The sequence below is a fragment of the uncultured Anaerovibrio sp. genome (assembly GCA_902786545.1).
Lineage (GTDB): Bacteria > Bacillota > Negativicutes > Selenomonadales > Selenomonadaceae > Anaerovibrio.
Window position 1 is genome coordinate 1 of sequence record CADACU010000010.1, and the last position, 26079, is coordinate 26079.

At 43.4% G+C, this 26079-nt stretch carries 29 protein-coding genes and 1 tRNA gene; 18 read left to right on the plus strand and 12 right to left on the minus strand.

What is annotated here, in order from left to right:
• The first annotated feature begins 21 nt into the window (after positions 1-21).
• Positions 22-98: transfer RNA gene (locus QZV24_RS03040), tRNA-Arg, on the plus strand.
• 662 nt (positions 99-760) lie between these two features.
• On the opposite strand, the gene QZV24_RS03045 is transcribed toward QZV24_RS03040, so the two are convergent.
• Positions 761-1462 (minus strand): recombinase family protein, encoded by a 702-nt coding sequence (locus tag QZV24_RS03045; RefSeq protein ID WP_294519975.1) that lies wholly within the window; start codon positions 1460-1462, stop codon positions 761-763.
• A gap of 81 nt (positions 1463-1543) precedes the next feature.
• Between QZV24_RS03045 and QZV24_RS03050 the strand changes: the two genes are divergently transcribed.
• A complete protein-coding gene (locus QZV24_RS03050; protein WP_290656937.1) occupies positions 1544-1801 on the plus strand; it encodes a type II toxin-antitoxin system RelB/DinJ family antitoxin in 258 nt (85 codons plus the stop codon).
• Positions 1794-2057, plus strand: coding sequence for a Txe/YoeB family addiction module toxin (locus tag QZV24_RS03055; RefSeq protein WP_294519979.1), 264 nt, complete (start codon positions 1794-1796; stop codon positions 2055-2057). Before QZV24_RS03050 ends, QZV24_RS03055 begins: the two co-directional genes overlap by 8 nt.
• A 311-nt stretch (positions 2058-2368) precedes the next feature.
• On the opposite strand, the gene QZV24_RS03060 is transcribed toward QZV24_RS03055, so the two are convergent.
• The 3 genes from QZV24_RS03060 to QZV24_RS03070 are packed head-to-tail and all read right to left on the minus strand — an operon-like array spanning position 2369 to position 3683.
• On the minus strand, positions 2369-3028 hold the full coding sequence (locus QZV24_RS03060) for a sigma-70 family RNA polymerase sigma factor (RefSeq protein ID WP_294519982.1): 660 nt from the start codon (positions 3026-3028) through the stop codon (positions 2369-2371).
• Between the two features lie 23 nt (positions 3029-3051).
• Positions 3052-3381 (minus strand): type II toxin-antitoxin system RelE/ParE family toxin, encoded by a 330-nt coding sequence (locus tag QZV24_RS03065; protein WP_294519985.1) that lies wholly within the window; start codon positions 3379-3381, stop codon positions 3052-3054.
• A complete protein-coding gene (locus QZV24_RS03070; protein ID WP_290656942.1) occupies positions 3378-3683 on the minus strand; it encodes a type II toxin-antitoxin system RelB/DinJ family antitoxin in 306 nt (101 codons plus the stop codon). Before QZV24_RS03070 ends, QZV24_RS03065 begins: the two co-directional genes overlap by 4 nt.
• Positions 3684-4303: 620 nt before the next feature.
• Between QZV24_RS03070 and QZV24_RS03075 the strand changes: the two genes are divergently transcribed.
• The 5 genes from QZV24_RS03075 (at position 4304) to QZV24_RS03095 (ending at position 7026) form a co-directional block, all read left to right on the plus strand.
• Complete coding sequence (locus QZV24_RS03075) at positions 4304-4717, plus strand: hypothetical protein (protein WP_294519989.1); 414 nt, start codon at positions 4304-4306, stop codon at positions 4715-4717.
• A gap of 360 nt (positions 4718-5077) precedes the next feature.
• Positions 5078-5218, plus strand: coding sequence for a hypothetical protein (locus tag QZV24_RS03080; protein ID WP_294519992.1), 141 nt, complete (start codon positions 5078-5080; stop codon positions 5216-5218).
• 32 nt (positions 5219-5250) lie between these two features.
• Positions 5251-5577, plus strand: coding sequence for a type II toxin-antitoxin system RelE/ParE family toxin (locus tag QZV24_RS03085; RefSeq protein ID WP_294519995.1), 327 nt, complete (start codon positions 5251-5253; stop codon positions 5575-5577).
• A 12-nt stretch (positions 5578-5589) separates the two neighbouring features.
• Complete coding sequence (locus QZV24_RS03090) at positions 5590-5880, plus strand: helix-turn-helix transcriptional regulator (RefSeq protein ID WP_294519998.1); 291 nt, start codon at positions 5590-5592, stop codon at positions 5878-5880.
• Between the two features lie 423 nt (positions 5881-6303).
• A complete protein-coding gene (locus QZV24_RS03095) occupies positions 6304-7026 on the plus strand; it encodes a DUF169 domain-containing protein (protein WP_294520000.1) in 723 nt (240 codons plus the stop codon).
• A 141-nt stretch (positions 7027-7167) separates the two neighbouring features.
• Here QZV24_RS03095 and QZV24_RS03100 read toward each other — a convergent pair whose 3' ends face one another.
• From QZV24_RS03100 to QZV24_RS03110, 3 genes are all read right to left on the minus strand, one after another.
• Positions 7168-7551, minus strand: a complete 384-nt coding sequence (locus QZV24_RS03100) for a VOC family protein (protein ID WP_294520002.1) — start codon at positions 7549-7551, stop codon at positions 7168-7170.
• Between the two features lie 30 nt (positions 7552-7581).
• Positions 7582-8013 (minus strand): Rrf2 family transcriptional regulator, encoded by a 432-nt coding sequence (locus tag QZV24_RS03105; protein ID WP_294520005.1) that lies wholly within the window; start codon positions 8011-8013, stop codon positions 7582-7584.
• 71 nt (positions 8014-8084) lie between these two features.
• On the minus strand, positions 8085-8441 hold the full coding sequence (locus QZV24_RS03110; RefSeq protein WP_294520008.1) for a cupin domain-containing protein: 357 nt from the start codon (positions 8439-8441) through the stop codon (positions 8085-8087).
• A 223-nt stretch (positions 8442-8664) separates the two neighbouring features.
• Here QZV24_RS03110 and QZV24_RS03115 point away from each other — a divergent pair, with 223 nt between their 5' ends.
• The gene (locus QZV24_RS03115) at positions 8665-9474 is read left to right on the plus strand and encodes a class I SAM-dependent methyltransferase (RefSeq protein WP_294520011.1); all 810 of its coding nucleotides are present in this window, start codon (positions 8665-8667) and stop codon (positions 9472-9474) included.
• A gap of 140 nt (positions 9475-9614) precedes the next feature.
• Here QZV24_RS03115 and thiT read toward each other — a convergent pair whose 3' ends face one another.
• The 3 genes from thiT to QZV24_RS03130 all read right to left on the minus strand — a co-directional run bounded on the left by thiT (position 9615) and on the right by QZV24_RS03130 (position 11875).
• The gene (gene thiT, locus QZV24_RS03120; protein ID WP_290656949.1) at positions 9615-10178 is read right to left on the minus strand and encodes an energy-coupled thiamine transporter ThiT; all 564 of its coding nucleotides are present in this window, start codon (positions 10176-10178) and stop codon (positions 9615-9617) included.
• Positions 10179-10396: 218 nt separating this feature from the next.
• The gene (locus QZV24_RS03125) at positions 10397-11311 is read right to left on the minus strand and encodes a metal ABC transporter substrate-binding protein (protein ID WP_294520014.1); all 915 of its coding nucleotides are present in this window, start codon (positions 11309-11311) and stop codon (positions 10397-10399) included.
• A 123-nt stretch (positions 11312-11434) separates the two neighbouring features.
• Positions 11435-11875 carry a Fur family transcriptional regulator gene (locus tag QZV24_RS03130; RefSeq protein WP_294520016.1) on the minus strand — a complete coding sequence of 147 codons (441 nt, stop codon included), beginning with the start codon at positions 11873-11875 and terminating at the stop codon, positions 11435-11437.
• A gap of 254 nt (positions 11876-12129) precedes the next feature.
• Between QZV24_RS03130 and QZV24_RS03135 the strand changes: the two genes are divergently transcribed.
• The 7 genes from QZV24_RS03135 to QZV24_RS03165 all read left to right on the plus strand — a co-directional run bounded on the left by QZV24_RS03135 (position 12130) and on the right by QZV24_RS03165 (position 19671).
• Complete coding sequence (locus QZV24_RS03135) at positions 12130-12894, plus strand: PrsW family glutamic-type intramembrane protease (protein ID WP_294520018.1); 765 nt, start codon at positions 12130-12132, stop codon at positions 12892-12894.
• 194 nt (positions 12895-13088) lie between these two features.
• Positions 13089-13298 carry a preprotein translocase subunit SecG gene (secG, locus tag QZV24_RS03140; protein WP_290657026.1) on the plus strand — a complete coding sequence of 70 codons (210 nt, stop codon included), beginning with the start codon at positions 13089-13091 and terminating at the stop codon, positions 13296-13298.
• 78 nt (positions 13299-13376) lie between these two features.
• Positions 13377-14126, plus strand: coding sequence for a carboxylesterase (locus QZV24_RS03145; protein WP_294520021.1), 750 nt, complete (start codon positions 13377-13379; stop codon positions 14124-14126).
• Between the two features lie 3 nt (positions 14127-14129).
• Positions 14130-16403: a ribonuclease R gene (rnr, locus tag QZV24_RS03150; protein ID WP_294520024.1), complete on the plus strand. Its 2274-nt coding sequence runs from the start codon at positions 14130-14132 to the stop codon at positions 16401-16403.
• 16 nt (positions 16404-16419) lie between these two features.
• On the plus strand, positions 16420-16887 hold the full coding sequence (gene smpB, locus QZV24_RS03155) for an SsrA-binding protein SmpB (RefSeq protein WP_294520027.1): 468 nt from the start codon (positions 16420-16422) through the stop codon (positions 16885-16887).
• A 70-nt stretch (positions 16888-16957) separates the two neighbouring features.
• Complete coding sequence (gene pfkA, locus QZV24_RS03160) at positions 16958-17920, plus strand: 6-phosphofructokinase (RefSeq protein WP_290656957.1); 963 nt, start codon at positions 16958-16960, stop codon at positions 17918-17920.
• A gap of 47 nt (positions 17921-17967) precedes the next feature.
• Positions 17968-19671: a methyl-accepting chemotaxis protein gene (locus QZV24_RS03165; protein WP_294520031.1), complete on the plus strand. Its 1704-nt coding sequence runs from the start codon at positions 17968-17970 to the stop codon at positions 19669-19671.
• A 73-nt stretch (positions 19672-19744) separates the two neighbouring features.
• On the opposite strand, the gene QZV24_RS03170 is transcribed toward QZV24_RS03165, so the two are convergent.
• Positions 19745-21703, minus strand: coding sequence for a nicotinate-nucleotide--dimethylbenzimidazole phosphoribosyltransferase (locus QZV24_RS03170; RefSeq protein WP_294520034.1), 1959 nt, complete (start codon positions 21701-21703; stop codon positions 19745-19747).
• Positions 21703-23895 carry a Tex family protein gene (locus QZV24_RS03175; protein ID WP_294520037.1) on the minus strand — a complete coding sequence of 731 codons (2193 nt, stop codon included), beginning with the start codon at positions 23893-23895 and terminating at the stop codon, positions 21703-21705. The genes QZV24_RS03170 and QZV24_RS03175 overlap by 1 nt, the downstream gene beginning before the upstream one ends.
• Positions 23896-24186: 291 nt before the next feature.
• Between QZV24_RS03175 and QZV24_RS03180 the strand changes: the two genes are divergently transcribed.
• Both QZV24_RS03180 and QZV24_RS03185 read left to right on the plus strand, forming a co-directional pair.
• Positions 24187-24948, plus strand: a complete 762-nt coding sequence (locus tag QZV24_RS03180) for an MBL fold metallo-hydrolase (RefSeq protein ID WP_294520040.1) — start codon at positions 24187-24189, stop codon at positions 24946-24948.
• 39 nt (positions 24949-24987) lie between these two features.
• The gene (locus QZV24_RS03185; protein WP_294520043.1) at positions 24988-26073 is read left to right on the plus strand and encodes a S1C family serine protease; all 1086 of its coding nucleotides are present in this window, start codon (positions 24988-24990) and stop codon (positions 26071-26073) included.
• Positions 26074-26079: the final 6 nt, after the last annotated feature.

Below are 26079 nucleotides of genomic sequence, written 5' to 3' on the forward strand. Positions count from 1 at the left end.
AAAGTGTAAAATAACACTGTTGCGGATGTAGCTCAGCTGGATAGAGCATCTGCCTCCTAAGCAGGGGGTCGCGCGTTCGAATCGCGCCATTCGCACCATTTAAAAATAACCTCAAAGCTAGTATTTATGCTGGTTTTGGGGTTTTGTGTTTTTGAGATTAATTATCATAAATGTCCTTGTGGGTCCATTTGTGGGTCCATAGTAAAAAAACATAGTGAACCACAGCAATATAATGTACTAAAAAGACATGGGATTTTTAATACAAAAACATTTATCTTCTATTATATTAAGATAATCAAAAAAATCCCGAGGCCAAATGACCTTGGGATAACATGATCAGCTGTCAAGCACAGCACCAATAGCTTCAACTGCCTTTTCCTGCATATCAGGCAAAACATGGCTGTACGTGTCCAATGTAATTTTTATACTACTGTGCCCCAGCCTTTCCATAACCACACGTGGATATACAATACCAGCAACAGACTAGCTTATGGTAGCTTTGAACCTGTTGAGCAATACGAGGAACCTATCTCCAAAGAAATAATCAACGAACATATAACTTCTTTCTGGAGTAGCACCTCAAAGTGGTCGTTGCACGATGATGACACATTTTCCATCTATCTCGACAAAATTGTCAAGCCGTACATGACCGGGACACTTCCTTTTCTTTCAAACACATTAATCGACACCACAGAAAAGCCCCTTACAAAATATATAAGATTTGCTTTTTAGTAGTTATATCCAATGATGACACACCCTTTCATCTGGACATTTGGACATAATAAGCCAATAATTCCTTCTTATATTTATAATATGTATTGCGGCTCAACCCAACCAACTTCATGGTGTCTACATCACTAAGATTGCCTTCAAAATCTCGACTATACTGCCGTATTTTGTCCATAGCCGGTGCCTTTTTCTTTACATTTAGCTTTCGCCCAACCTGCTGTCCAATCTGTTTACCATTCAATCTCGCGGTCTCAATGCCTTCTTTAGTCCGCTGCCGCAGATCCGACACCTCTTTTTCTGCCTGTTCAAAGGCCTTAATAATCTGCTTTTCTGCCAACAGCTTAATAACCTTATTGGTCGCATCGATGTATATGTCCGCTATATCGTTACCAGTGGATTGGATACTCTGCTGAGAAGCCTCCATATATGTTGCCGTATTTATGTATGGCTCCTTCAAAAAAACCAAGGACACGCCCCTGTCCATTAACTGGAAATATGTGGTCACACCTTCATCTGCCGACCTAGACATCCGACTCACCGAATCGAAAATAATAGTGTCACCATTGGACACCTTGGAAAACAGCTTGTCCCACTCTGGACGCTGCATTGTCCGTCCGGTATATGCCTCTTGTACCATGTGTACATCCGGACATGCTGCTATTATATTCCGAATCTGGCGATCTATAGATTGTTCTTTTCTGCTGATCCGGGCATATCCATAAATCTTTGACATAGTATCACTCCTGTTTTGTAATGAATTTTCTTTACAATGTATATATTTTTCTTTATAATTGAATAAAAGGAGGTAATCGAAATGGAGCAGGTAGCTGTAAATTTCCGCTTGGAAAAAGAATTAAAAACAAAGATGGAAGCTGTTTGTAAAGACATGGGAATGACCATGACTACAGCTTTTACTATTTTCGCAAAGAAAGTATGCAGAGAACGCCGTATTCCTTTTGAGGTATCCGCTGATCCTTTTTACTCCGATGAAAATATGTCACGCTTGAAGGCATCTATTGCCCAGATGGAAGCAACAGGTGGCACTGTCCATGAGGTAAATTACGATGATTAAATCATGGACTGATGACGCTTGGGATGATTTCTGCTATTGGCAAAAGCAGGACAAGAAAACCTTAAAGCGGATTCTGAATCTCATAAAAGATATTGATAGAAACGGTTACTCTGGTATCGGGAAACCGGAACCTCTGGGAGAAAACTTATCTGGCTACTGGAGCCGGCGCATTGATGATGCTAACCGTATAGTTTATAAAATTGAAAATGAGACCATAAAAATAGTCCAATGTGGCTCCCATTACCGAGATAAGTAGTATCGGTACAGCTCTCTGTGTTATGCAGGGAGCTATTTTTATATTATTTTTGACGAACATCAAATTTGTTACATCTATTATACCATAAAACAGACTATAACGATAAACTTTTAATACAAAAAATATATACATTAAAATTGATACCAAATTACAATAGAATAGCGCCACCTCTTTAGCGAGGTGGCGCCATAAAATTAAATTTCCAATAAATCATGTCCAAATGTCCTGATGTCCAGCCCAAATAGTGTGTGTATCACCCATTTTTTAGCCCGTACACACCCTTTTTCCGGTGGACAAACAGACATCAAAGATCAAGCGATGAAAAAATAATTTCTCCAGCACTCATACAATTGTTTTTTACGCTTAGGCCCCCTAAGCTTTTCCATTGCTTTTGCCTCTATCTGCCGTACTCTTTCTCTTGTAACCCCAAGCCTAACTCCTATTTCTTCTAAAGTCATTGGCTCCCCATCACCAAATCCATTTCGCAGTCGTATCACCATCGCCTCTCGTTCCGAAAGTGATGACAGTATTAGTTCAATATTTTCTCTCAAGTCTTTATGATAAATATCTTCATATGTATCACATTCTACCAAAAGACCACAAGTTACATTTTGGTCATCCTCAAATTCCAAATTAATAATATGATCTTCAATACTATATGCTGGCGTTAGAACACAAGCCATAAGCCAGGCATCCTGTTCATCACAATCATTTGTACTAAGAATTAACTCATACAACTCTTTTAGTTCTATATCTCGATAATTGTTATTATAAATACTACTTGATAATTTGCGAATAATTTTATCTATACGATCACTAAAATGAACAGGAATTCTAATATTATAATCATATGGAGACATATCGCGATTCATTACTTGACGCATCCACATAGCTACGTAGGATGGAAAAAGACCGGCAACATTTTCGTTATGTTTCTCTATGGCCATGAAAATTCCAATACATCCAGCCAAGAGGGATGACTATGTATTTAACTTTATATCATTAGGCTATCCTTACTAAGATTGCTGATATCGCGGCCGCCGTACATTATTCTGGCAACATATACTTTCCCCGCATTTTCCTTAGGGAGATAAAAAACAACAAAATTACCGACAGGAAAATATCTAATCCCCTGACTTTTCCATGGTTCGTCCTTCCATACCGGGTTGCGAAGTGGCATTTCGTCCAGCTTATCAATTGCATCCATTATTCGTTTTGTCTGATTAACAGCAGTTTCTGGAGATAACAATCCATTACTGATATATTTGTAAATGTCATGTAAATCCTGCTTCGCCTCTATGGTATATTCGACTGTATAGCTCATATACCAAAATCACGCTCCATTTCAGCACGCAAATCAGCAGAAGATATGGTACGTCCTTCTTCTATATCAGACATACCTTTTGCTATTTCTGCATCGAACTGCTCCTTAGTGAGCGCTCCATAGGAAAGCGGTTTCCTCTCTGGCAGCTTAACTTCAAAGGGGATACCTCTATGTAATACTATCTGCTTTAAAAACATACCAACAGCATTGGACATAGGAATTCCCAGCTCGTTAAGTATGCCTTCTGCCTGATTTTTTAAATCCGGTTCGACACGTGCAAATACATTTGCTGTTCTAGCCATAACAACCACCTCTTAGTATAATTGTAAGCTAATAGCAAGCTTCTTGCAAGCATTTATATCAACCACAAATAAGTCCTAATTTACGGCCCAAGGAAAGATCGCTGGATTGAAATACGCTATGCAGCCTTCAATTTTTTGTGGGTCCATTTGTGGGTCCATTGGTTTTGAAAAGGGTATAAAATGTATTCATTTTGTGGACATAACGCATATAAAGTACTAAATATAAAGACAAAAACGCCCTAAATGGGCAAAAAACACCCTAAAAAAGGGGTTAATATAGCTCCTAAGCAGGGGGTCGCGCGTTCGAATCGCGCCATTCGCACCAGATGAAAATAACCTCGAAGTCAGTGCTTATGCTGATTTCGAGGTTTTTATTATTTTGATAATAATTGTATTTTTATTGGGTATATGCTTTAGTACATCAGTAGGTACATCATTAAAATATGAATAGAATGTATACTGTGGACAGTATCGACAAAAAAATTTTGATATGATATAGTGCAGCTATAGTCCGCTTGATAATTTTAAATGTGAATTTTCCTGCTGAACAAAGTCTGGGATTTTATTGTGTTGCATATGATAAAATAATGGAACAGAGTGCAACGAGGGCGGGAATCATAATGAAAAACTGGAATTGGGCATCTTTTATTATTGGGTTTGTTGTCGGCGCAGGATTGATAATTGGCATAGGATTTGTCAGCAGTATATTTATGTTTGCTTCCCAAAGCAGCCACACGAATGTGACTGAGAATATCACAATGCTGCAGGAAGGTGAAGTCGGGGCCGAAATTGCAACGGAAAGCATAGTAATACGAAGAGTGCTAGATTCAAATATTGGCATAGCAGAAATTGCACAGGGGAAAAAACTATCAACTGGTTATTTTTATGGTCAGCCAGAGGTGTTATACATTGCACCAGAAAATCAAATGTTGTTTGAAGGCCAGGAAATTGCCATTCCAGAAGGAAAAAAGCTTATGCAAGTCGGTACATATAAGACATCAGTTAAAACCATAGCAGCTGTGCAAATCAAATAAATAAAATAGGGAGGGCTACTGGCCCTCCTTTTTTATCAAATCACCTATAATTTAAAAAATCTTTTACTATTGTAGCATAATATGACTTCTGTATCCATGAAACCACAGTAAAATCAAGACTTTCAGCGGACGACGCAAATAGAAGCGTTTTAAGGGGTGCTACTTTTCGCCAGCGATACCTGATACCTATGAAATAGCTCTACGGCGATTCTGTGGGCTATATTTTTTAGCAAAAGAGGAGCGTTATAGAAAATGCTTTGCAATATTTGAGAGATACTCTATCCCCTGCATACATCAAATTGCTTTTGTTATACTTAGCTCACAAGATAAATAAAAAATAAATCAAAGGAGGAATCAGTTATGAAAATCTTATTCTGCAATATAGCATGGATGGAATGGTATAAAGGTGCCCGTTCTTATGATATGCCTGTAAACGGTGGGGCGTATTCAGAGCAGCTCCACTCTTTTTTGATTATTGATAATACATCAATATTGTTGTAAAATGGTTGTAATAAAGTAAGAGGTAATTGAATGTGGAAATATACGATTATCATTCCGCTGGTGGAAAAAATATTATTTTGAACTATGTGGAAAAACTCACCAAGCAGGAACAGTTGGAAATCTATGATACCCGTGAGGAAATTCGTAAAAGTGGTTTGGATGCTTTTGAAAAGCTAAATACACGCCAGCTCAGAGGAAAGCTCTGGGAAATCAAGCTTTCTCAGAATCGCATAATGTATGTCATTATGAATAAGGATGCTGTTGCGTTTCTGCATATTTGCAAAAAACAGAAGGGCAAAGCTGAAAAGCAAGACTTAGAAAAAGCATTATCCAGAGCCAAAAAAGAAGGATTATTGTAAAGGGGTGGAACTATGTTAGTAAAAAGTAATCCTGTAAAGGAACAGAAAATTATAGCAGAGCTTACCGCCAGTGATGAGGCTCTTATGAGGCAGCATAAGCTCTTTCAGGCAGAAATGCAATTCAAACAGGAGCTTATAAACAAGCGTAAAGCTTATTCTCTAACCCAGAAAGATATCAGTGAGCGTTCAGGGTTATCTCAGCAGGCAATTAGCCGATTGGAAAAGGGAAATGGCGGAACCATAGAAACCATTATCAAATATTTGAGTGCTATGGGCTGCTCATTAACCTTGAAAGAAATTTGATTTTTTTTACATCTTCTAACATCTTCAATGAAGTTAGAGTTTGAACCCTATTTTGAACCACATTGAACCTTCATAATATATTGTTCGTTTAAGAGATGTATAATATGAAAGAAATGAGTCTATATAATGGAAGAAAAATAACTAAAATATGAAATATACAAAATATTTTTCGAGCAAAACATCTCCTAAGCAGGGGGTCGCGCGTTCGAATCGCGCCATTCGCACCAGATGAAAATAACCTCGAGCCCTTTTGTAATAAGGGGCTTGGGGCTTTTTGTTTTTCAGCGATAACCCGGTGGAAGATGTCCCCTGCCACTACAGATGGGGAAAAGAAACTTTTTGTCCGAAGGACAATGGGGATGATTGGCGAATATATACTATGACTGGAGACGGCATAGGACTGTGTGTAAGGAGGGTGTGCCTGTGAAAAGTAAGATTGCCGAAGCTATTAAGCTGAAAAATTATCCTGTGGCGGTGATTCGTACTGATGATAAACCGGATGGGGCTTTGATGTTTAAGGAAGGCAAATGGGGCTGTGTGGTGGCCATGATAAATGCTGCTTCCAAGGGTAAGACTGTGGCCTTGAGCAATGCAACAGTTGTGTGTCAGGGTGGACATGCTGGTTGCGGCTTTGGTCCATATGAAGAAGGATTTGTTGACAAGTTTCTGGCCGATGGTGCTGGACTTAAGGTGGAAGGGGAGCGGTATAAGGCTTCCCAGGAGTTGGCGTTGAAATTTATGCGTTGGCAGGCTGTGCCGGAGGGACAGAAGGAATTTGTAGTAATGAAGCCTCTTTCGGAAGTAACCGAAGCTGATAGTCCGGAAGCGGTAATCTTTTTGGTAAACGCGGACAGACTGTCAGGATTGGCTACCCTGGCCAATTTTGATACGGAAAATCAGGACAATGTAAAGCATTATTTTGGCGCAGGATGTGGCCAGTCCATCGGTAATGTGCTGGATGCCTCAATGCGTGGCAGTAGGGAGTGCTTTATTGGTATGACTGACCCGTCAGCCAGAAAGGTCCTGCCGACTGATGTTATGTCCTTCAGTATTCCTTTTAAGCGTTTTCTGGAAATGGAGGAAAACGCCGATAAGAGCTTTTTCCATACCAAGACCTGGGAAACCATCTGCAAGCGCTTGGAATAAACATACATAAAATCGAATGTATGTAATGTGATGAACGATATCAGATGTTTTCCATTACAACAAGCTTTCTCATAAAATAACCCGCCGGTAGGCATAGTTGCCATTGGCGGGTCTTGCTTTTTGCACTTGTGTTTTGAATTTTTATTTCACTTCTATGGCTAATCTTTTCTCTATGGCTCCCGGCTTTTCCTGGAAAAGCTCCAATACCAGACCGTCCGGAAGCTGTATCCATTTTTCCGGTTTGCCTTCTATATGGGTGACCCCGTCATAGGTGAGCATTTCCTGGATGGTTGCTTCAAAATCCTGGACTACAATGCCTAAATGGTGTCCCTGCCCGGCCTTCGGATCTTCCGGGGAAGACACCAGCTGCAAGCCACCTTTTAGCCATATTTGTTGCAGCTTACCGTCCTTTTCCTTGCGTCTGGTTTCAGTCATCCCCAGCACATTTTTGAAGAAATCAATACTCCAGTCAATATCTGCTACGGTTACGGCGGCGTGTTCCAGATAAGATTGCTTGTTTGCCATAATGTTCTCCTTCCTATGGATGATGATATGTTACCTGCTTTGTTCGGCGTTATGTATATCCTCAAGTAAATCTTCCAGTGTTATATTGGCAAAATCCTCCAGCATGTGGTTTTTTATCACGGATAATTTATCACCAAGTACCTTATGTATATTGCGTCCTACCGGGCATTGAGGATTAGGATGTTCCTGTATATGAAATAAATCTTCGTCGTCTTCAACAGCACCAAAAATTTCCTTTAGAGTAATATCACAGGGTTCTTTTACCAGTTTTGCCCCGCCAACTCCGGCGGCTACTTCAACTAATCCGGCAGCTTTTAGCTGCCCCAGGGTTTTGCGGATAATCACCGGGTTGACATTGACACTGGAGGCCAGAAAGGTAGAGGTGGTTTTAAAAACACCATCGAATTTGGCGATACACAGCAATACTTGCACCGCTACTGGCATACGAAATGAAAACTGCATAAGCATTCTCCTAAAATAAAAGACTCATTGTAAGTAATGGTATTACAATGAGTCTTTATTGTCAATTCAGCTTATTTTTCAATGGCTGCGTCGTTTGCAGTATATTCTTCCAAGGAATTCTCCCTAACCTGAATACAAATATAGCTAATTCCTTCATCAGGAGCAGCGAAGAACTGACGGCGGGCAGCAGGGGAGATGCGGAGCCAGTCGCCGGATGTCAGCTCAACGGCGTCGCCATCTATTACAGCCTTGCCCTTGCCGCCGGTGATGAAGTAGATTTCTTCATTCTTTTTGTGATAGTGAACAAAAGGAACGCTGGCGCCGGCCGGAAGGTTGTTTACGCTGATTTCAGCTCCGGTAAGCTGTAATGTGTCGTGTAATTCGGTTCGTGCATCGTTTGCTACATTGATTTTGTTGTAATTTTTCATGTTGTTTTCCTCCTAAAAATGAATCACTGTTGTAATAATATCGATTACAACGATATACTAACATTGTTTTGTTGTAATGTCAATAGTTACAACAATTTTTTTTATAATTCAGAACTGCTGCAGGTTATCTACGAAGTCTATTTGACACCAATTCCAATAAGTGATAACATTAGCATAAACAAATGAGAATAATTATCAATTACAAAAACGGGAGGCGTTTATTATGGAGTTAGAATTAGGGGATGTGCAAACTACCGCACTTATTCCGCTGGTGATTAAAGCCAGTGAGACTATGCGAAAAAATGCCCGTATTAAGGATGAAAAGGCTGTAGAGATTATCAATGTACTCAACATCGACACTAAACAATATGACAAGTTTTTATCCCATGAGGGGGTAGTGGCACGGACTATCATGTTGGATCGGCAATTAAAGGAAATAATTGAGAAGGCACCTGATACGGTGGTGGTTAACCTGGGAGCTGGTTTTGACAATCGGTTTTCTCGCGTGGACAACGGACAGATATGGTGGTTTGATTTGGACCTGCCAGATTCCATTGCAGCCAGAAAAAAGGCCTTTCCGGAGCGGGAAAGAGTGACGATGCTGCCGGGAAATGTACTGGAGGATGGCTGGTGTGAGGAAGTCAGGAAGGTGCTTGCCGGGAGAAAATCAAAGCCAGTATTCATTGCAGAGGGATTGTTTATGTACTTTACCTTGGAACAGATACGCATATTGCTGAATGTATTGAAGGACAACTTTTCCTCTGGCACATTGATTGCTGAACAAAACAGCAAGCTGATGCAGAGGAATGAGAAGCACCATGATACAGTGTCAAAAACTAAGGCCCATTTTATGTCCGGGACAGATACGGCTCAGGAAATAGTTGATCTAACTGATGGTATACGGCTTATGGAGGAGCATAGCTTCAATGAGGAAATGAAGAAATACAGTATCCGGGGCAAACTGTTTGCCTGGCTGTTTCCTAATATGAATGATCGCTGGGCTACCTTTGAATGGGGAACACTGGTCAACTGACAATATGCTTTTCTTTTGTCCAATACAATTTACAGATTTTAGTACTCACATAAAAAATGGGTTGTGCTTTTGACACAACCCATTTTTTTACACTTTGCTTATTACATAAATTTGTAAAAATTCTCAATCTGATTGCAGGTTTATTGGTTCATCGCTGTTATAATACGCTTAACAGGTAAAAGATGTATGATGAAGCAACATATTATTAAATCCGGAATAACTATACTGGCATTATAAAGCAATGAATAAATTATAGGAGAGGTTCCTTCCGGGGCATAGGATCCGAAAAATACAACGCCTGATATAAAGTGACACATAAATTTTAAAGAATAAGCCAATATTGTTCCAATAATAATCCGATTTTTGAAAAGGACAACTGCTGCCATGGCCATGTATGGGAAGGGATAATCAAGCAATACCTGTATAGGGTGGAAAAAGTATGGGTTCAGAATGAAAGAAATAATACCACAGGCAAAGCCAGCCATTAAGCAAAGCCGACCACCATGACACACAGCCAGTAATATAAGTGGTATCATGTTGCCAAGTTGTATTTCGCCTCCCTGAGGCATGGCAAAAAAACGAATTTGACTCAGGACTACAGTCATGGCTATTATCATAGCCGTTTGAGCGATTATTTTAGAAGTAATAGACCTCTTTTTTACAAAGAACAATGATTCTATTCGTGAACAAATATTAAGACGCATAATAAGCAAAATCCCATATATACAACACTACGATGTTTTATTATTATTTTAGCAATATGCTTCATTATACGCCATAGTATTTATATGTGTAAAGGAATAACCCTTGCCGGATGCAATGTGGAAACCCCATCATTTTTCCATAAAAGACAAAATTTATAGGAAATGAAGAAGGCCTGTCAGTGAAATTGTTCACTGGCAGGCCTTTTCGTTAGTAAATATTACTGAAGGGCTTCCTTTAAGGTGGCCATATTTTTTCGCATGGTTACCAGATATGCGTCCATGGCATCGGCAGTTGATTCACCAGTTACAACTGGGTCCAGGGTGAAAATTTTGGCCCCGGTTTCCCGGGCAATGGTCTGGGCCGCACTTGGAGCATACTGTGGCTCGGTGAATAAAACCTTGGATGACAGAGGCTTTATCTGCTGGATAACGGCCTGCAGTTCATTTGGTGTTGGTTCACTGCCTGGTTCACGCTCCACTACGGCAATGATATTCAGACCAAATTCCTTGGCAAAGTAGGGAAATGCCTCATGGAAGGTGACAATGTCCTTGTGTGGAACCTTATCAAGAGTATTGTGCATTTCCTTTTTCAGGGCTTCCAGCTTTTGGATATAGATATCTGCATTGGCCTGATAAGCATCAGCATGCTTTGGATCGGCTTTTTTCAGTTGCTCAGTGATGTTTTTGACCTGCTGTATGTTGGCAGTTACGCTAAGCCAAAGATGGGGATTCTTTTCACCATCAGTTTCCAGTAATTCCATATTTTGGGAAGCGTCGATTATTGTGAGTTTTTTCTGTCCCTTTATGACTTTGTCCAGAAAGCTCTCCATTCCGGCACCATTAGCGATTAAAATATCAGCCTTTTCCAGCGTTTTCATATCTTCTGTAGTCAGCTGGTAGTCGTGAAGACACCCGGTCTGAGGCTTGGTCATATTTGTTACAGAAACGCCATCAATCCCTTTGGCAATGTTAATGGCATCTATGTACATGGGATAAAAGGTGGTGACAATTCGTACAGAGCCATCCTTTTTGCCGGCATTATCGGCTGAAGTATTGGCTGTGTTGGAACCACAACCAGTCAGTGCAAGACATGTAGCTGTGATAAGGCATAACAATATCGATTTAATACTCAAAATAATTACCTCCTGCAAAGAAAAACCGTAAATAGTAATATTCTTATTTACGATTATATCACGATAAACAAAAAAGACAAGAGTGAGTAATACTGTAGTCATTATCACATTTGTCTTTTAAGGTTATTGTTTTTGGGATTTTTTCTTTTGGCATTTGTTGCACAGACCATACAGTTCGAAAATATGGCCGGTAATTTTAAAGCCTTTTTTGGATGCTTCCTGCTGATAAGAGTCAATCATTGGACAGATGTTGATGCATTCCGTATGGCCACATTCTGTACATACCAGATGATGGTGATGGTGCTCTGCGTTAACAAGTTCATAGACATTGCCGGAACTACGGAATATTTCATGTACTATATCCAGCTTGGTGAGTAGGGAAAGGTTTCTATATATGGTGTCCAAAGAGACATCAGGCTGTTGCTTCCGCACCTCATCGCAAATTTGCTGTGCAGTAATGAAAGGCGGACAGACTGCCAGAGCCTGCAGAACAGCGCGCCGTTGCGGTGTTATTTTGTAGCCCTTGGCCTTGAGCAGATCCAGCGGCAGTTGCTTTGGTGTCATAGATCAATCACCTCATAAACCCTAAAACTTTTAAATCATCGTAAGTTATACTATTACAATACATTTTTTATGTCAATGACGATATGACTTGGTTGTATCAAACTTAATGGTGGGAAATAAATACATTTAAATATTCACATAATAAGGCAACCGTGCTATATTAAAGCTGACTCAGTAAAATGGGAAAATGTTTGTGAAAAAATAACATATCAGGATGGTGTTATTGTCCAGACAGACAAGTGAGGTGATGGTTTATGATAAGTGTTGCGTTAATTACAATTGTTGTAGATATGCTCATAATTAAATGGCTTTTGAATAAAAAGACGGGTGACAAGTTTTCTCGCATGGGCGGGGCCAAGATAATTTTTATCGGAATTTTTATTACGCTGATCAATCTTTTGTTTGGGGTGTTTATTGATAAGGACATAGGTACTGTTGTTGTTAATCCGGTAATCGATGGTTTCGTATTGGCTTTGTTTGGTGCCGGGCTGACGGAAGAATTATTCAAATATGTGGCATTTCGTTGGGCTATACGAAATAATAGGGAAGTCCGTTCCTGGCTGGATGTGATTCTGGTAGCAGCCTTGGTGGCCATGGGCTTTGATTTGTTTGAAAATTTTATTTATGCCGCTTTTGGCAATTTTTCCACAGTTATTCGGGCCTTTTTCCCAATGCATTTCCTTTTTGGGGCCATCATGGGATATTATTATGGCAAGGCGAAGCTGACCGGCCGGTTTAAATACCATATAATGTCTATTGGCATACCGGTTATGATTCATACCGTTTTTGATATGTGGCTAATTGGCCTGAAAAATATTATGGGCGATGAAGATACTTATGCAAATCTTACTGATGAAGAAATTATGTCACTGCCATATGCTGAATATCTTGAGCCAATGGCAGTGGCGGCAATTGTCACTATAGTAATTTGTTTTGTGTTGCTCGTACTGTCCTTCAAGAAAATTGCCCGTTGGAGCAAGAATGGGGAAATGCAGGACGCTATTGCAGGGCAAGAGTAAGCTGTTGAACGCTGCTGGGGGTATATTTTTGTATAATCTTGTATTTAATAAGTTTTTGTGATATTATGTGACGAGGTATTTTACCATTTATGAAATACTATATGTAATATTTTGCTTGTGGCAAAATTTGAACAATTGCGGTATAATTTACTTTAGAAATGGGATAGGAGGTCCGTATAGTGCTTACGGTTTTGATGGTAATAGACGCTTTGGTGGCGATAGTTTTGATTGGTTCGGTGTTGGCTCAGTCGCCGAAGTCGGCCGGTATGGGTCTTGGCGGTGGCAGTGATACAGTGTTCAGTAGCAGTGCCCGTGGTATGGATGCATTGTTAGCCCGTGTAACCGTAGTCTTTGCTATTCTTTTTGCGATTGTTACGCTTTTTATTGCAAAGATGACTATGTAATCAGAATTTGAGGCGTTCTCTATCCGTGCGTTTTGTTCGAGGTAGTGAACGCTTTTTTCATTTAGGGGGATAATCCTTATGATAATTCACGGCGGTGAGTCGTTCTTTATGCAGGGCGGTAGCCACGGTGTACTTTTAATACATGGATTTACCGGTGTTCCCGGAGAAATGTTGTTATTAGGGCAATTTCTTCATCAGCAGGGATATACCGTTCTTTGTATGCGATTGGCCGGCCATGGAACTACCCCAATGGATATGGCCCGTATGTCGGGGGAGGATTGGTATTCCTCGGTTTGTGATGGATATTCTATTTTGTCAGGATGCTGTGAGAAGATTTCCGTGGTAGGACAGTCCATGGGAGCCCTTTTGGGACTTATTTTTGCGGCCAATACCAAGGTGGAGGCCTGTTGCTCCTTGGCGGCGCCTATATATATTCACGAGGATAAACAGCTATACCGGTTGCCACCAAAGGAGCTGTGCAATAACAAATTTTGGCCGAAGAAACGGCGTATGTATGATGATATTCCGGCGGAATGCAATGCTTCTTATGGTGAATATCCAATGATGTCCATACATGAGCTGTTAAATCTTATTGAAAAGGGCAAACAGGAGCTGCCACGAATAAAATGCCCTTTATTAGTGATACAAAGCCACAATGACCATACCGTGCGGGACAGAAGTGCCCAGCATATTTATGATCGGGCGGGAAGCTATGAAAAGAAGCTGGTGTGGCTGGAAGAGTCGGGTCATCTGATTACTATTGGCTGTGAACGGGAAAAGGTATTTCAAATAGTGGCAGATTTTTTAAAGAATATAGTTAAGGAATGAAGTATGAGAAAAAGTAAAATACAGACACCCCGCAGGGGAAAACCTAGAAATCAGCATAGCAAACTGAAAGGCAAGCCGGTAAAGGAAGAATTGGTTACCGGTGTATTGTCGTTGTCCAATCGGGGCTTCGGCTTTGTGGTGCCGGAGGGCTTGCAGAAGAATGAAAATGATATATTTATTTTAAAATCTGGTTTGAATACCGCTATGCACGGTGACACTGTGGAAGTGCGTTTGTTTCCTCAGGAGCAGGTCACTCCTGGGCGTGCCCGGGAAGGTACCATTACCAAGATAATCGATCGGGCCAATAGCAAGATTGTCGGGATTTTTGCCGCCAGTCGCAAGTTTGGCTTTGTGTCGCCGGATGATACCCGAATTAAAGAGGATATTTATATTCCATCTGGCAGTTTCCTGGGGGCAAAGACCGGGGACAAGGTGGTAGTCGAGATTACCCAGTGGCCGGAAAATGGCCTGAAGGCAGAAGGCAATGTGGTAGAAGTGCTAGGTAAATCTGGCGCGCCAGGGGTGGATATACTGTCTATCATGCGCCAATATGACTTGGCAGAGAATTTTCCTGCGGTGGTGCAGGAGGCTGCTAATGCTGTGGAGCAGACTATCCGGGCCGAAGACCATATTGGGAAAAATGGTCGGGAGGACCGCCGCAATTTAAAAATTGTTACCATCGACGGTGAAGATGCCAAAGATTTGGACGATGGTGTGTATGTGGAAAAACGGTCAGATGGCAGTTTTTTCCTCGGGGTTTATATCGCTGATGTCAGCTGGTATGTGCGGGAAAACGAGCCTCTGGATGTTGAGGCTCAGGCCCGGGGCACCAGTGTGTATTTGGTGGACAGGGTTGTACCGATGCTGCCGCGAGAGCTTTCCAATGGGATTTGCAGCCTTAATGCCGGCGTAGATCGTCTGTCTATGGCCTGTGAAATGGAAGTAAGTCCTGATGGTGTAATAAAAAAGTACAGGATTTTGCCGGTGATGGTTCATGTGTATCGCCGTCTGACTTATACTTTGGTCAATAAAATTTTGGTGGAACGGGATGCTGATTTCTGCCGGGACAACGAGGATATTTTGCCGTTGTTATATAATCTGGAAGAAGTTCGCAATGCCATGTACAAGCATCGTCATCGTCGTGGTTCCATCAATTTTGAAATTCCGGAAATTAAAGTAACACTGGATGAAAATGGCAAAGCTGTTGGCTTGAAAAAACGGATAAGCAATCTGGGTGAGTCCATTGTAGAGCAATGTATGCTGGCAGCCAATGAAACTGTGGCAGAGCATATGTGCCGTCGCAAGCAGCCGTTTATGTACCGGGTACATGAGCAGCCGGAGCCGGCAAAAATTGAGGCACTGAATAAGCTGATGAATACCTTTGGCCTCCATATACGCACTTCACCTGAGGGAAAAGTACGGCCAAAGGAGCTGCAGATAGCTTTGGAAAAAATTGAGGGCCGGCCGGAGGAAAAAATCCTCAGCACTGTTTCCCTGCGCTCCATGCAGCAGGCCCGCTATGCAGCGGAAAACTTGGGCCACTTTGGCTTGGCTGCAGAGTATTACACCCATTTTACATCCCCAATTCGGCGCTATCCTGACTTGATTGTACATAGGTTGCTAAGAGAAAGCTTTCCTACGGGGTCCATTCCTAAAAATCGCCGGGATAAGCTGTTGGAAAAACTGCCAGAAATGGCAGAACAGGCTTCCAAACGGGAACGGATTGCAGTGGCAGCCGAGCGGGATACCACTGACTTGAAAAAAGTTGAATATATGCAGCAGTTTGTTGGGGATACCTTTGAAGGTATTATCAGCAGCGTTACTGGATTTGGATTCTTTGTGGAGCTGGATAACGGTGTTGAGGGGCTGGTGCATTTGACCACCCTAAAGGATGACTATTACGATTATATTGAATCCCGCTATGCTTTGGAAGGGACTCATCATCACCGGGTGTATCAGCTGGGTGACAAGGTGGAAGTAGTACTGGTCCGGGCTAGTGTGGAAGAAAAAGCATTGGATTTTGTCGCCAAGGATAATTGTGATTTACGGGCGCTAAATATGGCCAAGGGTTCAGAAAATAAACCGTCAGTCAAGGGAAAGAAATCCGGCAAGGGGAAAGTTGCCAAGGCCAAAGCCAAGGTTAGTCGTCGTGATAAAACTGGTACAAAGTCGACTGTTCCCCAAAAGACAAAGAAAACCAAGAAAAATAAGAAAAACAAACACGACCATAAATCCGCCAAGGGAATCAAGAAAAAAGACATAATAGCGGAGATTTAGAAAGGTTACATTGGATATGGGAAGAAAAAATGAAGGTATAAAAATAGTTTGCGAGAACCGCAAGGCCCGTCATGACTATTTTATCCATGATACCTTTGAGGCCGGACTGGTGCTCCAGGGAACGGAGGTAAAATCCCTACGGGAAGGCCGGGCCAATTTAAAGGATAGTTATGGTGAAATAAAAAATGGAGAAATATTTATCGTGAATATGCACATTAGTCCCTATGATCACGGAAATATTTTTAATCACGACGAACGCAGGCCCCGTAAGCTGTTGATGCATAAATCGGAAATAATAAAATTATTTAGCAAGACAAAAGAAAAGGGTTTTACCATCGTTCCGTTGAAGATATACTTCGTTAAGGGTAAAGCAAAAGTAGAAATTGCGCTGGCCAGTGGTAAACACAACTACGACAAGCGCCAGGATTTGAAGGAAAAGGCTGTTCGCCGTGATGTTGAGCGGGACTTGCGGGGAAAGCTGTAGTGGGGATTTTTGAATTGTGAATTACGGATTAGGGCTTCTGTATGCTTAATTACCATAGGGGGGTATAGTGATGATAAAAAAAATAGCAGTACTGACCAGTGGCAATGATTGTCCCGGTATGAATGCCTGCCTGCGGGCGGTGGTTCGGACCGCTATTCATAATGGCATGCATATTTGGGGGGTTCATAACGGTTATCGTGGCCTACTGGCTGATGAGATTGAAGAATTGAATACCCGCAGTGTAGGTGATATGATACAGCGGGGCGGCACTTTTCTGGGGATAGCCCGCAGCGGGGAATTTTTTGAGGAAGAGGGCCGTAAACAGGGCTATGACAATCTGGTGAAGCACGGCATAGAAGGTCTGATTGTTATCGGTGGTAGTGGCAGCATTAAGGGAGCGGCCACTATGAGCCAGGAATTTGGTATGCCGGTTATTGGAATACCGGGGACCATTGAGAATGATGTTTGGGGTACGGATTATACTATTGGCTCGGATACGGCGGCCAATACCGTGGTGGATGCCATTAACAAGCTGCGGGATACTGCCAGCGCTCATCGGCGTATTGTACTCATCGAGGTTATGGGCAAGACATCCGGGTGGTTGGCTATGACGGCCGGTATCGCCGGCGGTGCCGAATATGTTTTGGTGCCGGAAACCAAGTTTAATATTGATCAGATTTGCGAAGAAATCCGTCAGGATTATGCTGCCGGGAAACGCTACAGCCTGTTGGTGGTAGCCGAAGGCGCCGCTTCAGCTACAGAACTGGGCAAACAAATTCAGGAAAAGACGGAAATAGATACCAGAGTAACTATTCTGGGCCATATTCAGCGGGGGGGCTCACCAACGGTACAGGATAGAATCAATGCCAGCCTGTTAGGGGAGAAAGCAGTCCTGGCTATGGCAGAGGGCAAAAAGGATATTGTTGTTGGCTTTGATACCGGTGAAGTGGTGGAGATTCCAATTGATGAAGCTACCAATAATAAAAAGACCTTGGATACCGAATTTATCCGGCTTGCCAAGGTTTTGGCATAAATAAAAAAATATATACTATATGGAATGGTACTTAGGGGGCAGTTGTAGTGAATGATTTAAAGGTAACATTCAAGATTTTAATTCTTGTTGCAATCAGTGCAATTGGCTTGCTGTTTGTAGGTTATAGGGGATATTCTTCCATCAATGCAGCGGCTGAAGAGCTGAACTTCCTTTATGAACGGGAGCTTCAATGTGTAAATTATCTTGGTCAGGCTACTGAGACCATGCGAACTATTCAGGTTCGTTCTATGCAGGCTATCGCTGATCCTGCTCGGGCTGATGAGGTAATGAAAACTCAGGCGAAGGATATCAAGGCCTTTGATGAGGTTTTGGACTCCTATGAGGGGAAAATCAAGGATAAGCCGGAAAAGGTTGCCAAAGTAAATGAGTTAAGAAAGAGCTGGGATAAGTTTAAGGTTTCCCTGCCGGCAGTTATCAAGGCTGTAAAAGCTGAAGGTTCGGCGGCTGGTACCGCTGAGTACAACCGGGCTGGCAAGAATGATACCGTGGTACTGCGTGACCAGTTAAGAAGCCTTAGTGATGAATCTGTAGCCGAGGCAGCAGCGGTCAATGAAGCCAATAAAGAAGGTAGCCAGTCGGCAATAACCAGCATGATAATTTGTATTGTAGCCAGCGTAGTTTTGCTTTTATTGGTAAGCTATGTTATTGTCCGGGCCATCAAGACCCCGTTGAGTGAAATGATTGATACCTGTTACCGCCTGAAGAGTGGTAATTTTGTGGCTAATGGGCAGGTGTCTCAGCGTGGCGACGAATTTGGTGATGTGGAACGGGCTTTGGCTGATATGGCCAAGTCGGTAAATGGGTTCCTTAATGAGGTTTCCAAGAGTGCAGAGCAGATTGCGTCAGCCTCTGAGGAGTTGACTGCCAGCTCTATGCAGTCCGCTGATGCAGCTGTATCGGTTGCCCAGTCGGTGACTGGCGCTGCTGATGTAGTTGCCGGCCAGCAGACCGCGGTAGACAAGGGTAATGTTGAAGTGAAGAAGATTACCCAGTCTGTTGAAAATATCAGCCATGAGGCCGAAGCAGTTGCTTCCAGCTCTGCACAGGCTGCCAGTCGGGCTACGGAAGGAACCAATGAGGTTAACCGGTCCGTACAGCAGATTTACACTGTAAAGGAAAGCTCTCAATATGCATCTGATTTGGTAGATAAGCTTGGGGCCCGGTCCAATGAAATCGGTGCCATCGTTGATACAATTTCTAATTTGGCTGGACAGACTAATCTGCTGGCCCTGAATGCAGCTATCGAGGCTGCCCGGGCTGGTGAACAGGGCCGTGGCTTTGCTGTTGTAGCTGAGGAGGTCAGAAAACTGGCTGAGCAGTCCGGTGATGCAGCTCAGCAGATCGCCCAGCTCATCAGTGGTATTCAAAACGATACCAGCAAGGCTGTTGATGCCATGAACAAGGGTAATGATGCTGTTGTGGAAGGAACCAAGTCGGTTGAAGGCCTTAGCAGGGTATTTGAGGAAATCGCCGATATTGTTAATCAGGTATCAGACAAGGTCAACCATATGTCCAAGAGTGTCTTGGAGGTTGCTCAGCAGGCTGAGGGAGTTACTAATGAAATGGGTCGGATTGACAATGGGGCCAGAAAGGTTGCTGACGAAATGCAGTCTGTTTCGGCTGCTACTGAGGAGCAGTCAGCTTCCGCGGAAGAAATTGCTTCAGCATCTGATGCTTTGGCCAAGCTGGCTCAGGATGTACAGTCTGTTTTGAGAAGGTTTAAGTTCTAACTAAAAGCAGTATTGCACATAAAAAGACTATCGCTTTTTAGCGGTAGTCTTTTGTGTTAAAGAATGTATTTATTTAGTGAACCAGTTCCTGTCTTCCGGCACCGGGACCGTCGTTGGCTACAGCGACCTTGGCTTCGGCGAAGGTCTTCATGGTGTTTAGCATATATATGGCAGCCTGTACCAACCGCATACCCAGCCAGGCGGTAATGCCTGGTATTTTAATGTTCAGCTGATACAGCTGCGGTTCCATTGGCAATAAAAATGGCTCTACTTCCGGGACAAGTTGAGCGGCGTAGCTGGCAATGGCTATGACGCCCCGGTCACCTAAAATTACCATGGAACGGTTGTGGCTGGCGGCAATTAAAGCGCCCATTATAGCAGAGGCCAAAAGTTGTTTATCTTTGGGTAGATGGCTGAGAAAATCTGTTTTATCCCATTTTAGGGTTCCGTCCGGGTGGCAAAGCATATCAGCCAGTTCATCAGCCAGGGCGATATCTTCATCCAGGAGGGATATTCCAATGACATGATGATACATGGACAGATTTTCCCCTTGTAGCCGGCCGAATTCAAAAGCATCCATTTGACTGCGGTTTTGGGTCAAAAGCGCCAATGTAGTGAGTGGTGGACCTTCTTGGGCCTGATGAGAAAAGCTGTGTAGACAGGCCAACTGGTCCGTCACCAGTTCCTTATCATTCAGGCCAAAGCAGAGAAGATGTTGGGATATTTCCTCAGGGTGAGGCAAATCATCACAAAGTATGCCACTTAACTGGGCCGCTATCTGTTCAATAACTCCCAGACTATAAATTGGCTTGGCCAGATTATCCAGGCGCAGCTGGCATTGTTCCATGCTGTCCTTAGCCAGACTTGGCATGGTTTTTGTGTAATAATCAAAGGTTTTATGGGTAAGGGATATGGAGGCAGGTGGAATAATTTCCCGTTGTATTTTGTTGCGCATCAATAATTTTGCTTCCACATCATCGGCAAGATTATTATAGGCTTTTATGGACATATCAAGTATATCAGCCAATAGGGATGAGCCAATGGCTTCTCCCAGCTTAATGTTAAGGGTCATAAAAGGTGTTAGCCCTAATTCTTGTAAAATAAGGGGATGTCCCTGTTCGCCGGCCAGATGAGATGGCAACAGATAATCGGTAACCACTGGATTAAGGCGGGCCGCTATAAGGGCGGCAGCACTGGAATTAAAGCCATCCAAGATGGTGATGGAATGAGAGGTGGCAGCTCCCAGAATTAGGCCGGCAATGGCCCCCAGCTCAAATCCTCCGACCTTGGCCAGTACATCGATGGGGTCAGCTGGATTTGGCTTATTGGTTGTCAGTATCTTTTTCACAGTAGCTAGCTTGGTTTTATAACGGCTATCGGAAATGTTGGTTCCCCGACCGGTGGTGTTTTCCGCCGGTTCCTCCAGCAGCGCCGCTGTAATGGCTGCACTGGCTGTGGTGTTGGAAATCCCCATTTCACCAGGCAGGAATACTGTTACGCCTTGTTGCTGGTGCAGCTGCTGGGCCAGGTTTATTCCGTAATAAATGGCCTGAACAGCCTGTTCTCGGGTCATGGCTGCGCCCTGTGCCGAGTTGTTGGTACCGGAGGCAATGTGGAAATCAATCAGACCAGGCAGGTCGTCAATTGGCTTGTTGATGCCTAAATCTGCCACGGAAAGATGGGCTCCGATAAAATCAGCAAAGGAGTTGGCCGCTGCCCCTCTGGATATAAGATAATTGGCTACCATATGCAGGGTGGTTTCCGGAGGATATGCACTCACATTTTCTTTAGCCACCCCATGATCTGCGCAGCAAATAGCTACAGCCTTTATCGGGGTAGCAGGAAAGGTTGCGGTACCAATGGCGGCAGCGTATTTTTTTAATAAATATTTTATGGCGCCAAAGGCCTCAATAGGAATAAATGATTTTGACAGGGCTGTTTCAACGGTTTCGGCATATTTGGCATCAGCTTTGGGGATGTCCTGTATAAGCTGCAGCAAAGTGTCTTCGCTGACAGCTGTTAATTTCTCCATTATGCCAGAGCCTCCTTGGGAACCTGTTTCAAGCTGAGACCAATGCGGCCCCTGGCTTCATCTACACTTATGACTATTACCGTGATGATATCTCCCACGCTTAGCACATCCAATGGGTGTTTTACCCGCTTGTTGCTCAGTTCGGAAATATGAATCAGTCCGGCGGTTTTAATGCCAATATCTACAAAGGCACCGAAGTCAGTTACATTGCGAACTGTACCCCGCATAATGGTACCAACCTGAATGTCAGAGAGCTTGACGATAGCCTTGCGGGTCAATGGTGCAGGGAGCTCTTCCCGGGGATCTCGGCCTGGTTTGGCCAAAGCATCCAAAATATCCTTCACTGTTGGTACTCCGGCATTCAAATCTTTGGCTAATTTTTCCGGATCTATCAGTTTTATTTTTGCCTGTAAAAACTCCAGCTGTTTTTTGTCAGTAAGGATATCTATATCAGCACCGAGTTTTGCCAGAATGTTTTTAGCCAATTCATAGGATTCTGGGTGAACAGGTGTGTTGTCCAGCGGCATATTGCCACCGTTAATCCGCAAAAAACCGGCACATTGGGTATAAGCGGCATTGCCCAACCGGGCTACCTTCAACAACTCCTTGCGGGAGCTGAATGGTCCGTTCTCGTTTCGGAAGGCCACAATATTTTTGGCAATGGTGGCGTTTATGCCGGCCACATGCTTTAACAGGGCCGGTGAGGCGGTGTTTAGCTCAACGCCTACATGGTTTACCGCAGACTCAATGGTCTGGTCCAGGGTGTTGGCCAGCTCCTTTTGGTTTACATCATGCTGGTATTGCCCTACGCCAATCGCTTTCGGATCGATTTTAACCAGTTCTGCCAATGGATCCTGAACCCGACGGGCAATGGATACGGCGCCCCGGATGGTTACATCGTATTCAGGCAGCTCTTCCTTGGCCAATGGGGAGGCAGAGTATACAGAAGCTCCGGCTTCGCTGGTCACGATATAGCGTGTATCAAGGTTATTGTCCTTGATTAGCTTGGCAGCAAATTCTTCGGTTTCAAAGGAAGCGGTACCGTTACCAATCGAAATAAGGGTTACATTATATTTTTTGATAAGGGACAGAGCTTTTTTGGCAGACTCGGCGGCACCCTTGTCTCCGTGGGTGATGTAAAGTACCCCGTGGTCCAATACATGGCCTGTGGCGTCTACTATAGCCATCTTACAGCCCGTGCGGTAACCAGGGTCAAGACCCATTACAGTAAACCCGGATAATGGAGCCTGCATGAGCAACTGTCGCAGATTGGTGCCAAAAATGGTAATAGCCTGTTTTTCAGCAGTTTCAGTGAGCTGGTTGCGTATTTCCCGTTCCAGAGAAGGCTGGATAAGGCGTTTCCAGCTGTCAGCAATGGTTTCTGTCAGTAATTCTGTAAAAATAGAGTCATTGGTGATAAATCGTTTTTGGATTAGACTATTTATTTTTTCATCATCTGATTCCAGCTTTACCTTCAGGCATTCCAGCTTTTCTCCCCGATTTATGGCCAAAATACGGTGGGACGGCAAGGTACGCACCAGTTCCCGGTACTCCTTGTACATAAGGAATACCTTGCCCTCCTCGGTAGTTTCCTTTTCTTCGTCCAGGGTGGTGGAAATAAAGGAATTGTTCCACAAATATTTACGCAGTTCCTGGCGCAGCTGGGCATCCTCGGAAATGGTTTCGGCAATAATATCCTTGGCACCAGCCAAAGCATCTGCGGAGGTTTCCACTTCCAGCTCCGGATTGATGTATTCAGTGGCAATATCTTCCGGATTACCACTGTTGAGCTGCTGTAGCATGATGGTATTGGCCAAAGGCTCCAACCCTTTTTCTTTGGCTTTTTGCGCCCTGGTCCGTTTCTTTTGCTTGTAAGGAAGGTAGATGTCCTCCAACTCCTGCAGTTTGGTGGTTTTTTCAATGGCTGCCAAAAGCTCATCAGTGAGCTTGCCTTGTTCCTCGATTTTGTTGATGATTTCTTCCTGGCGTTTCACAAAGTTTCTCAGATATGTTAGCCGCTCGGAAATTATTCGTACCTTTTCTTCGTCCAGCTCGCCGGTCTGTTCCTTTCTATAGCGGGAAATAAATGGGATGGTGTTGCCATCGTCTAAAAGTTCTATTACAGCCTTGGTCTGAAAAGGCTTGATTTTAAGTTCAGCGGCAATTATTTCGCCGATATTTTCCTGTTTCATATTGATATCCTCCTCAATTTTGTAACCAAATAATTATACCATAAAAAGTATGGCATACAAACTTAAGCCATCCTGTATGAGCTATTGCCTAAAGTATTTATTGCACTTTGAGGCATAGCACCCTTCAATGGGGACGCCTGTATTCTTTTTGACGATTGGGGCAAATTTTGGTATGTTATATAGTGTTTTTGGGTTTTAACCAAAAACTAATAATCTTTACAGAATTTTTTCAGTAGGCCTGCTTATACTATGGGTGTAAGGAGGATGATAAGCAGGGGTGAAGGACTCCGGATGAAATTTTCGGTTTTGGCCAGTGGAAGCAAAGGGAATTGTTCCTTTATTGAGATGGAGGGGAGCTGCCTTTTGGTGGATGCTGGTATAAGTGCAAGAAGGATAAAACAGGAGCTGGGCAATATTGGTCACTCCATTGAGGATTTGGATGGGATTTTTATTACCCATGAGCATATTGACCATATAAAGGGCTTGGCTACGCTTACCAAGAAATATCGTATTCCGTTGTATAGCCGCCCGGATACCTTTCGGGCTATGAGCTGCTACAATGAGCTGCCAGTGGAATGCATCAATCCGATTATTGATCAGGTACGGCTGGATAAGCTGACTGTCAGGGCGTTTTCCATTCCACACGATGCGGCTGATCCGGTGGGATACTCCATAATAGGCAGCATCAAGTGTGTGGTGGCAACGGATATTGGTTTTGTGGACAGCAAGCTCAGGAAAGAGTTGGAAGCAGCCCGGGTTATGGTCTTGGAGGCAAATCATGATGTAGATATGTTGAGAAATGGTGATTATCCTTGGCCGCTTAAACAGCGGATATTGAGCAACCGGGGACATTTATCCAATACAGATACGGCATGGGCTCTGGTGAATTTAAAGCAGCGGCCCCAAACGGTTTTTTTGGCTCATCTGAGTCAGTCCAATAACCTGCCGGATTTGGCCATAAATACAGTACAGCAAATTCTGGACCAACAGGGTGTAAAGAATTTGGAATTGATTTTGACGAATCAGGACAGATGCGTTAGTGTGGACTTTTAGGGGGATTAACCCCAAAAGATAATGATAGGGGGAAGAAAAATGATTAAGAAGAAAGGTTTCGTTCAATCCTGCATGCCGGTAGTAATGAGCTTATTGGTGGCAGGCTCCATAATGTTAGGTGGCTGTGGTAACAGCAAGGCGGCCGAGGGGATTCCGGCTCCGGCTCCAAACACATCCATTTCTTCTGCAAGAAATACTCCGGTAGTGCAGGCTGCCAAGGCTGTAGGTCCAGCTGTGGTTGGTATTACCAATAAAGCCATTGCCAGGGATTTCTTCAATATGCCAAGGGATGTAGAGGGCTATGGTTCCGGCGTAATATTCCGCAAGGATGGCTACATTGTTACTAACAATCATGTTATTGAAGGTGCCAAGGAAATTATCGTGTCCCTGTCCGATGGCCGTAGCCTTACCGGCAAGCTGATTGGTGCAGACGAAATTACCGATCTGGCCGTAGTAAAGGTGGACGCTGATGATTTGCCGGCTGCTGAATTCGGTGATTCCGATGATGTTATGGTGGGAGAACCAGCCATTGCTATTGGTAACCCAATGGGATTGGAATTCCAGGGTAGTGTTACCACTGGTGTAATCAGTGCCGTAAACCGTATACTGAATAAGGGCGAAAGCAATATGAAGCTTATCCAGACTGATGCGGCGATTAACCCTGGCAACTCCGGTGGAGCATTGGTAAATGCAGATGGCAAGGTAATCGGTATCAATTCCCAGAAGATTGTGACCAACGCAGTTGAAGGCATGGGATTTGCCATTCCAATCAATACCGTTAGAAGTGTAGTGGAAGACCTTATGACGCATGGTCAGGTTATTCGGCCATATCTGGGTGTTGGGGTGTTCGACAAGGAAAGTGCGGCACGCCAGGGCTATATACTGAATATTAAATCCGGTGTATATGTAGAACGGGTAACTTTGGATGGCCCGGCTGGACGGGCTGGCATTCGTCGTGGGGATATTATTTTGGCTGTAGGCGGTACTGAAGTAAATACTGTAGGTGAGCTACGGGCTGCTATTATCGCCCACAAGGTTGGTGAGACCGTGGATGTGAAGTACAGTTCCAACGGTTCAACCTACACTGTCAGCGTTAAACTGGATGCTATGCCAAAAGAGGACTAATTCCCA